The sequence below is a fragment of the Plebeiibacterium marinum genome (assembly GCF_026013615.1).
In the GTDB taxonomy this organism is placed as follows: domain Bacteria; phylum Bacteroidota; class Bacteroidia; order Bacteroidales; family Marinilabiliaceae; genus Saccharicrinis; species Saccharicrinis marinus_A.
Window position 1 is genome coordinate 36,078 of record NZ_JAPDPI010000045.1, and the last position, 8,441, is coordinate 44,518.

The window sequence follows — 8,441 nt, forward strand, 5'->3', positions numbered from 1 at the left end:
TTTTTGCTTACAATTGCGGCCATCATGGTTATAGAAAATTATTTTGACCATGCATATATTCTTCGTTATCAGAAAATAATTCATAATCAGGAGCAAAAACAAAAAATAGATAAAGTACTTCAAAAAAACATCCTGAAGTTAAATCTGCTTTTCAAAGGGTTTTCGGGTATTGATCACCCACAGCAACTTACCAATACGCAAAAGGATATTAATGGATTGGTATCAGAATGCTTAAAAATAGTCGAGATTCTTGATGAAGGGGGCACTCTGAATGAAGTCAAACCGGTTAATATGCCTGACCAGGAATTAATTACTGAGGTAATTGTTCATGAGGTGGATGATTATACAGGCAGTATCCCAGAAATCAGGGAGATGGCTCCAAAAATTGGCGACCTGGAATTGTTGGCCTCAAAAATTGCAGGAATTATATCGCCAAATCTTGAGAATCCTGTACTGGATCGGGATAAGTATCTTCAGACCATAAATTTTTATATAAAGCAGTCGGAAACGTTATTTGCCCGGATTAACGAAATAGAGAACAAAATTTCTTATGACATCAATAAAAATGTTGTGTCGCTTAACAATGCCAGCATTAATATTATAAACCGCTACAATAACATTAAGTATTTGATATTGTTTGTATTCAATCTTCTGGCTATTGTTGTTACCTATTATATTATTGTTCAGATAAAAAAGGTGATACTAACCAGGAGAAGGGCAGAGGAAAGCAATGAAAAACTGCTTCAGGCAGTAGAACAAAGTCCTATGTCAATAATGATTACTGACACCAAAGGGAATGTTGAATATGTAAACAAGGGTTTTGAAGAAATCTCAGGATACGATAAATCAGAAGTGCTAAACAAGAGTATTGATTCGTTCCATAGTAACGGAAATTCCTCACCTGGGTTTTGGAACACAATTCAGGCAGGAAGAATCTGGACCGGAGAGATAAATAACAAGAAGAAAGATGGGGAGCTGTATTGGGAAAAAGTGTTGATATCACCTGTTTTGAGTAAAAGTAAAGCCATTTCATCTTTTATAGCCATTAAAGAGGATATTACCGAGAAAAGAACACTTACGCTTTCCCTTGAAGAGTCAATAGACTCGATGAAAACGATTATTGATAATCTTCCGGTGGGGATATTGATTGTAAATAACAGTAAGGAGATTATTCAGGCTAATGACCGAGCTGCTAAAATAATGGGCTATAAATCCCCAAAGGAAGTACTTGATGCCGGTAAGATTCAGGATTATGGGGAGATGTTTGTTACCGAAAAGGAAGAGCATATTTCTGACCCGGCAACACGTATTGTTATTTCAGTTTTAGAAGAGCAATTGATTGTACAAAAGAATAATATTTCCAGGTCCATACTTAAAAACATCATTCCTATCCGATTGAATAATGAAGATGTTTATTTGGAGGCATTTATGGATATCAGTGCCCAAAAGGAGATTCAAAAAAGAGAAGCGGAGTCGAATAAGGCCAAGTCTGAGTTTTTGGCTAATATGAGTCACGAAATCCGCACCCCAATGAATGGGATAATAGGTGCTACGGAGCTGTTGGGGAATACTACTTTATCTAAAGAACAAAATAATATTGTTTCTATTATTGGGCGATCGTGCGAAAATTTACTGAATATCATAAACGATATTCTTGACTTCTCCAAAATAGAAGCGGGTAAGATGAAAATAGAGCCTTATCCATTCAATTTCCGTTCAACAATTGATTACCTGATGGATCAGATGTCCTTTAAAACAAATGAAAAGGGGATTGAGCTCATTAGCAGCGTGGAGCAGACCATACCTAATATATTGATTGGGGATGAGAGCAGGCTGATTCAGGTATTGGTAAACCTGCTTGGAAATTCAGTGAAGTTTACTTCTGAAGGTGAAGTGGTTTTGAAAGTTGAGGTAAGTAAACAGATAGGGTCGCAGATCACTTTGCATTTTGCAGTTGAGGATTCCGGGATAGGTATCCCAAAAGATAAACTGGAGAAGATTTTTGAATCGTTTACCCAGGCAGATGGCTCCACTACACGTAAGTATGGTGGTACAGGGTTGGGTACCAGCATCTCTAAAATGTTAATTGAGCTGATGGGCGGAAAGATCTGGGTGGAAAGCCCGAACCCAAATTTTGCATGGAGCAAGGAAAGTCCGGGATCTATCTTTCATTTTATTTTGCCGTTTGATATCGACAAAAACCAGGAATCCAATGAGCTTCAGGAAGGAAGGTTTAAAGGGATTAAAACACTTGTTGTAGATAACCACAAAACCAATCTGTTATTGCTCAAGAAAACCTTAAACAATTGGGGGATAGTTTCGCAGAGTTGCCAGGATGAAAAATCGGCCATGGAAATAGTAAGGGAAAAAGAAGACCTGCAGCTTATAATGATAGATTCTCATGTGTTCAGTAAGTTGGAGGTTGATTTTGTGGCTACTTTAAAGGAAGTGAATAAAAACCTAAAGGTAATCCTGTTTACATCCGATGTGCGGTGGAAACAAGATTACGGGTACAAATCCATTGACAGGGTCATTCAGAAGCCTATTAAACACAATGAACTTTTTGAGGCGGTTAAAGAATTGTTTTTACCTGATGATAGTAGTGGTGAATCTGGAGGTTCTCAACAATTGTCTTTTGAAGAGAAGATTAAAAATAAAATCATCCTTCTGGTTGAGGATAATATTATCAATCAGAAAATAGCTGAAAAAATGTTGGATAAGATTGGGTTGAAGATTGCCATTGCCAGCAACGGTAAAGAAGCGGTTGACTTGGTATCTGGTGGAGATATTACCTTTGATCTGATTTTGATGGATGTACAGATGCCAATTATGAACGGGCTGGACGCAACACGTGAGCTGAGGGCCAATCGCTTTGATATTCCGATTATTGCAATGACTGCTAACGCCATGAAAGGGGATAGGGAGGTATGCATTGAGGCTGGCATGAATGACTATATCGGAAAGCCCGTTAAACTTGATGATTTAGCCCGTTTGTTAGATAAATGGCTATAATATGAAATAAATATTCGGCGCCATTTTATGTATGGTTGCCGAATTTAATATTATCTTCGCATATAATTTTTTATAGGGGTGCCTTAAATTTCAGGCTGAGATCATACCCATGGAACCTGTACAGATAATGCTGTAAAGGGAATTTTGATTTCTACGCGAATATATTCTGGCACCATATGTTTTAGTTTTAAGTTTTAATATATGGTAATCATTGTTAATGAAGAAAAGAAGTCTGTGCCTGATGGATTGGCACTGTCGTCTTTATTTGGGGAACTTGGGCTGCAGGGGCCTTTAAAAGGTATTGCAATAGCAATAAATGATCAAATTGTACTTCAAAAAAAATGGGAATCTACCGTTTTGCAGGAAAACGATAAAGTGTTAATCATTTCAGCTACAAAAGGGGGGTAAACTGTCATTTAATCGTTTCAGGAAGGGATTTCTTATGTACTAGTCTGAACTTTTATAGCCTATAACAGGCTGGAAATAGTAAAAAACTAATCGAATTTTTTAAAAGTATAAATATATGATCCAGGATAAAAACACACAGATAACGACAGGCTCTTTCCCAAAATCCCGAAAGGTATATATAAAAGGAGAGCTGTTTGATATAGAGGTTCCAATGAGGCAGATCAGGTTAGCTGATACTGTTGCTTCAGATGGGACTGTTGAAAAAAATGAACCCATTACAGTCTACGATACTTCAGGCCCATATACTGATCCTAACTATGAAGTAAACCTGGCAAAAGGGCTTCCTAAAATAAAAGAGGCCTGGGTTTTAGAAAGGGGGGATGTAGATGAGCTTAGTGAGAAGAGTTCGGAGTATGGACTGGCAAGGCTTAAGGATAAATCATTGGATGGTATCCGTCATCAACACCAGCGATTAAAACCTTTTAAAGCTAAAGAAGGCAAGGTGGTCACTCAATTTTTTTATGCTCAAAAAGGTATCGTTACCCCTGAGATGGAATATGTTGCTATCCGCGAAAATCAAAGGGCAAAGGAATATTACCTTACAACAGGTATGGATGAGGGACAAGTTGATAAAATACCGTTTATCACACCTGAATTTGTAAGGGATGAAATAGCGGCAGGAAGGGCAATTATTCCGGGGAATATTAATCACCCGGAAGCTGAACCAATGATTATCGGGCGCAACTTCCTGGTAAAGATCAATGCAAATATTGGAAACTCACCAACAACTTCTGGCATTGAGGAGGAAGTGGAAAAAGCTGTATGGGCTTTCAGATGGGGAGCAGATACCATTATGGATCTTTCTACGGGTGCCAATATCCATGAAACAAGGGAGTGGATTATCAGAAACTCTCCTGTTCCGGTTGGGACGGTTCCTTTGTATCAGGCACTTGAAAAAGTAAAGGGCAAGGCCGAGGACTTAACATGGGAGATATATAAAGACACCCTTATTGAGCAATGTGAACAGGGGGTAGATTATTTTACAATCCATGCAGGGATGCTGAAAGAACTGGTGAAAACCACAGAAAAAAGGAAAACAGGGATTGTTTCGCGCGGAGGAAGTATCATGGCAAAATGGTGTATGCATCATAATCAGGAAAATTTTACCTATACCCATTTTGAAGAGATCTGTGATATTCTGGCTCAGTATGATGTTGCAGTTTCTTTGGGGGATGCCATGCGGCCAGGAAGCATTTATGATGCTAATGATGAAGCGCAGTTTGGTGAACTAAAGGTGTTGGGAGAGCTTACCAAGGTTGCCTGGAAACATCATGTTCAGGTAATCATTGAAGGCCCGGGCCATGTTCCGATGCACCTGGTGAAAGAAAATATGGAAAAGCAATTGCAACTTTGCCATGAGGCACCTTTTTATACTCTGGGGCCTTTGGTAACTGATATAGCTCCCGGTTATGATCATATTACAAGTGCTATTGGTGCCGGTATGATTGGTTGGTACGGAACATCAATGTTGTGTTATGTAACACCTAAAGAGCATCTGGGGTTACCTAATAAAGATGATGTAAGAACAGGGGTGGTAACCTATAAGTTAGCTGCTCATGCAGCGGATTTGGCCAAGGGATTTCCGGGTGCTGATATTAGGGACAATGCAATGAGTAAAGCCCGTTTTGAGTTTAGGTGGCGCGATCAGTTTGCATTGGCTCTGGATCCTGAGAAAGCGATAGCGGATCATGATGAAACCTTACCGGATGAGGAGGATAAAGTGTCGCACTATTGTTCCATGTGCGGGGAGCATTTTTGTTCCATGCGTGCCAACCGGGATGTTAGGGAAAAAATTTCAAATGAAGTGGCTGCCTGTGAAGCCGAAATAAAATAAGTTTAGGGTTATGGACATATTAAAGATTGCAGATAAAGAGTTTTCGTCGAGATTGTTTACCGGTACAGGTAAGTTTAGTTCCAATAGCCAGATGGCTGCGGCAATTGAGGCTTCAGGTTCGGAGTTGGTTACTGTAGCATTAAAAAGGGTGGATATGAAAACCGGGAGCGATGATATGATACATCACCTGGACATGCCGGGGTTAAACCTGCTGCCTAATACAAGTGGTGTACGAAATGCAAAGGAAGCTGTTTTTGCAGCCCAGCTTGCCAGAGAAGCTTTGGGTACCAATTGGCTGAAGTTAGAGATCCATCCTGATCCCAAATATTTGTTGCCCGATGGGGAAGAAACGCTAAAGGCATGTTATGAACTGGCTAAGGATGGCTTTGTGGTCCTTCCTTATATTCAGGCCGATCCGGTTTTGTGTAAAAAGTTGGAAGATGCAGGGGCTGCTACCGTTATGCCCCTTGGGTCGCCTATTGGGACAAACCAGGGATTGAAAACCAGGGAGTTCCTGAAAATAATTATTGAGCAGTCTAATTTGCCTGTGATTGTAGATGCTGGGATAGGTGCGCCTTCTCATGCTGCTGAAGCAATGGAATTGGGGGCTGATGCCGTATTGGTGAACACAGCAATTGCCGTTGCAATGGATCCGGTTCAAATGGGGAAGGCTTTTAAAATGAGTGTGGAAGCCGGACGGATGGCTTATTTATCGGGCTTGGGTAAAGTTTGTTCCCAGGCAGAGGCCAGCAGTCCGTTAACCAGTTTCTTGAGTTAAAGATAATCAGATGAGCTTTCAACAAATTCATGAGAAATATAACTGGGATGAAATCAGTGAATCCATCCGGTTAAAGACAAGCCATGACGTAAAAAGGGCATTGGCCACTTCAAATCCTGATTTGGAAGATTTTAAAGCCTTGGTTTCACCAGCTGCGGAACCTTTTCTTGAGCAAATGGCCCAAAAGAGTTTACAGCTTACCCAAACTCGTTTCGGTAAAACGGTACAGATGTATATCCCGCTTTACCTGTCAAACGAATGTGCCAATGGGTGTATTTATTGCGGATTCAATTGTAAAAACCAGATTGACAGGTGCACGCTTTCCCGGGAACAGGTCATGGAAGAGGTAAAGGTGATCAAGTCGCTGGGATTTGAACATATTTTACTGGTTACTGGGGAACATCCCAAAAGGTGCGGTGTGGATTATATTGAGGAAGTGGTTAAAATGATCAAACCATATTTTGCAAATATATCAATTGAAATTGCACCGCTGGATAGGGAAGATTATACCAGGCTTAAACAACACGGGTTGAATACGGTTTATGTGTACCAGGAAACCTATCATAAAGAGAACTATGGCAACTACCATCCAAGGGGCAGAAAGGCCGATTTTAATTATCGGCTCGATACCCCGGACAGGATTGGTCTTGCCGGTATACATCGGATAGGATTAGGTTGCCTGTTGGGTTTGGAGGACTGGCGTGCAGACAGTTTTTTTACAGCTCTGCATATTCATTATCTTGAACAGAAATATTGGAGAACAAAATTTAGTATTTCCTTTCCGCGTTTGCGCCCCCATGCCGGGAGTTTTCAGCCACAATACCCTATTAATGACAGGCAATTGGTTCAGCTTATGTGTGCCTATCGGATTTTTAACCAGGAGTTGGAGATTTCATTGAGCACCCGCGAAAATCATATATTCCGTGATAATATGATTGGGATTGGCGTAACCAGTATGAGTGCGGGCAGTAAAACAGAACCGGGTGGTTACTCAAACCCGGATAAGGAGCTAAAGCAATTTGAAGTTTCGGATGACAGGACTGCTGATGAAATTTCGCAGGCGATACAAAACAAAGGCTATGAACCCGTGTGGAAGGATTGGGATCATTGTTTGGTAGAATGCTAGTATTACAAGTACAAAGGAGCGATGTTAAATAAAAAGGAATTAGAGAAATATAACCGGCAGTTGATTTTACCGGAAGTGGGTAATGAAGGGCAACTAAAGATAAAAAGTTTAAAGGTGTTGGTTGTGGGAGCAGGAGGATTGGGGTGTCCGGTTTTGCAATACCTTGTGGCTGCCGGCGTTGGAAAGATTGGGATTGCAGATGGGGATATTATAAACATGTCAAACCTGCAGCGCCAGATTCTTTATTCAGAGCAGGAGATTGGGATGAAAAAAGCATCTGTTGCATATGATAAGCTGCAACGGATGAATCCGGATACAGTCTTTGAGGTTTATGATGTTTTTCTTACCAGGGATAATGCAGGTGAAATAGTAAAAGGTTATGATGTAATTGTTGGGGCAACTGATAATTTTGAATCAAGGTACCTGATCGATCAACTATCTCAATCTTATAATATTCCCTTTGTACATGGTTCTGTTGAAGGGTTTCAAGGGCAATACACCGTGTTTAATTACCGGGGCGGGGTTTCTTACTCTGATGTTTTCCCTGAAAAAAAAGAAGAAGCAGAAGGGGAAGTTATCGGGGTAGTTGGGGCAATGCCTGGTATTATAGGCAGTTTTATGGCTATGGAAGTTATAAAAGTTGCCTGTAACCCGGAAAATGTGGCTTTTGATGGACTTTATTTATATCATGCGCTTGAAAACAAACTAAGTAAGCTTGGTTATGGAGTGTAGTTTTTTAGCTTGATTTAGCGTATTACAAGAAAGAAGTAAAATATATAAAAGAGCTGCAATTTAAAAAGTTGTGGCTCTTTTTGATAAACGGTAGGCTTTGCCCGCCTGAAGGAACGGACAGGCACCCCAGCTGCCGCACAATTGCATCGTGTGGTGTAACTCATTTATAAAACCTTTACTTACATAAATTATAGCATTGGAATATTTATCATACTACAAGGCTTTAACCTATTATATATTTTTATTTGTATCGTTTTAGAACGTGATGCAATCGCCTACTAGCGGGGGGACAAAGACCTTTGTTACTTCTATACTTATGATGGCCGAAAAAGGATGATATCAAAAGACATCCCGGGGGCTGCCATTGGCACTTTAGTAAAAGCACTTCCGGTTGCAGGATCAGGTTTAACCATGGCCAATACAAATCTGGTTACTGTATCTTATTTTGATGATTATGGCAATGTAATTATGAGCACCAGTACCAACCATAG

Annotated in this window: 6 protein-coding genes; all 6 read left to right on the plus strand. The window is 40.2% G+C overall.

The features are described from left to right. Nucleotides 1-24 precede the first annotated feature (24 nt). The 6 genes from OM074_RS17325 (at nt 25) to OM074_RS17350 (ending at nt 7,950) form a co-directional block, all read left to right on the plus strand. The gene (locus tag OM074_RS17325; RefSeq protein WP_301201779.1) at nt 25-3,012 is read left to right on the plus strand and encodes a PAS domain-containing hybrid sensor histidine kinase/response regulator; all 2,988 of its coding nucleotides are present in this window, start codon (nt 25-27) and stop codon (nt 3,010-3,012) included. Nucleotides 3,013-3,213: 201 nt separating this feature from the next. Further along, entirely contained in the window at nt 3,214-3,420 is a 207-nt protein-coding gene (gene thiS / locus OM074_RS17330) for a sulfur carrier protein ThiS (RefSeq protein ID WP_301201781.1), read from the plus strand. A 115-nt stretch (nt 3,421-3,535) separates the two neighbouring features. Continuing rightward, complete coding sequence (gene thiC, locus OM074_RS17335; RefSeq protein WP_301201783.1) at nt 3,536-5,314, plus strand: phosphomethylpyrimidine synthase ThiC; 1,779 nt, start codon at nt 3,536-3,538, stop codon at nt 5,312-5,314. A 10-nt stretch (nt 5,315-5,324) separates the two neighbouring features. Further along, on the plus strand, nt 5,325-6,092 hold the full coding sequence (locus tag OM074_RS17340) for a thiazole synthase (protein ID WP_301201785.1): 768 nt from the start codon (nt 5,325-5,327) through the stop codon (nt 6,090-6,092). A gap of 10 nt (nt 6,093-6,102) precedes the next feature. Beyond that, nucleotides 6,103-7,218, plus strand: a complete 1,116-nt coding sequence (gene thiH / locus OM074_RS17345) for a 2-iminoacetate synthase ThiH (protein ID WP_301201787.1) — start codon at nt 6,103-6,105, stop codon at nt 7,216-7,218. A gap of 21 nt (nt 7,219-7,239) precedes the next feature. After that, nucleotides 7,240-7,950 carry a HesA/MoeB/ThiF family protein gene (locus OM074_RS17350; protein WP_301201789.1) on the plus strand — a complete coding sequence of 237 codons (711 nt, stop codon included), beginning with the start codon at nt 7,240-7,242 and terminating at the stop codon, nt 7,948-7,950. The last annotated feature ends 491 nt before the right edge of the window (nt 7,951-8,441 follow it).

Coding starts and splice junctions, on each gene's coding strand:
- OM074_RS17325 (WP_301201779.1), top strand. CDS start 25: ATGGTTATAGAAAATTATTTTGACCATGCATATATTCTTCGTTATCAG.
- thiS (WP_301201781.1), top strand. CDS start 3,214: ATGGTAATCATTGTTAATGAAGAAAAGAAGTCTGTGCCTGATGGATTG.
- thiC (WP_301201783.1), top strand. CDS start 3,536: ATGATCCAGGATAAAAACACACAGATAACGACAGGCTCTTTCCCAAAA.
- OM074_RS17340 (WP_301201785.1), top strand. CDS start 5,325: ATGGACATATTAAAGATTGCAGATAAAGAGTTTTCGTCGAGATTGTTT.
- thiH (WP_301201787.1), top strand. CDS start 6,103: ATGAGCTTTCAACAAATTCATGAGAAATATAACTGGGATGAAATCAGT.
- OM074_RS17350 (WP_301201789.1), top strand. CDS start 7,240: ATGTTAAATAAAAAGGAATTAGAGAAATATAACCGGCAGTTGATTTTA.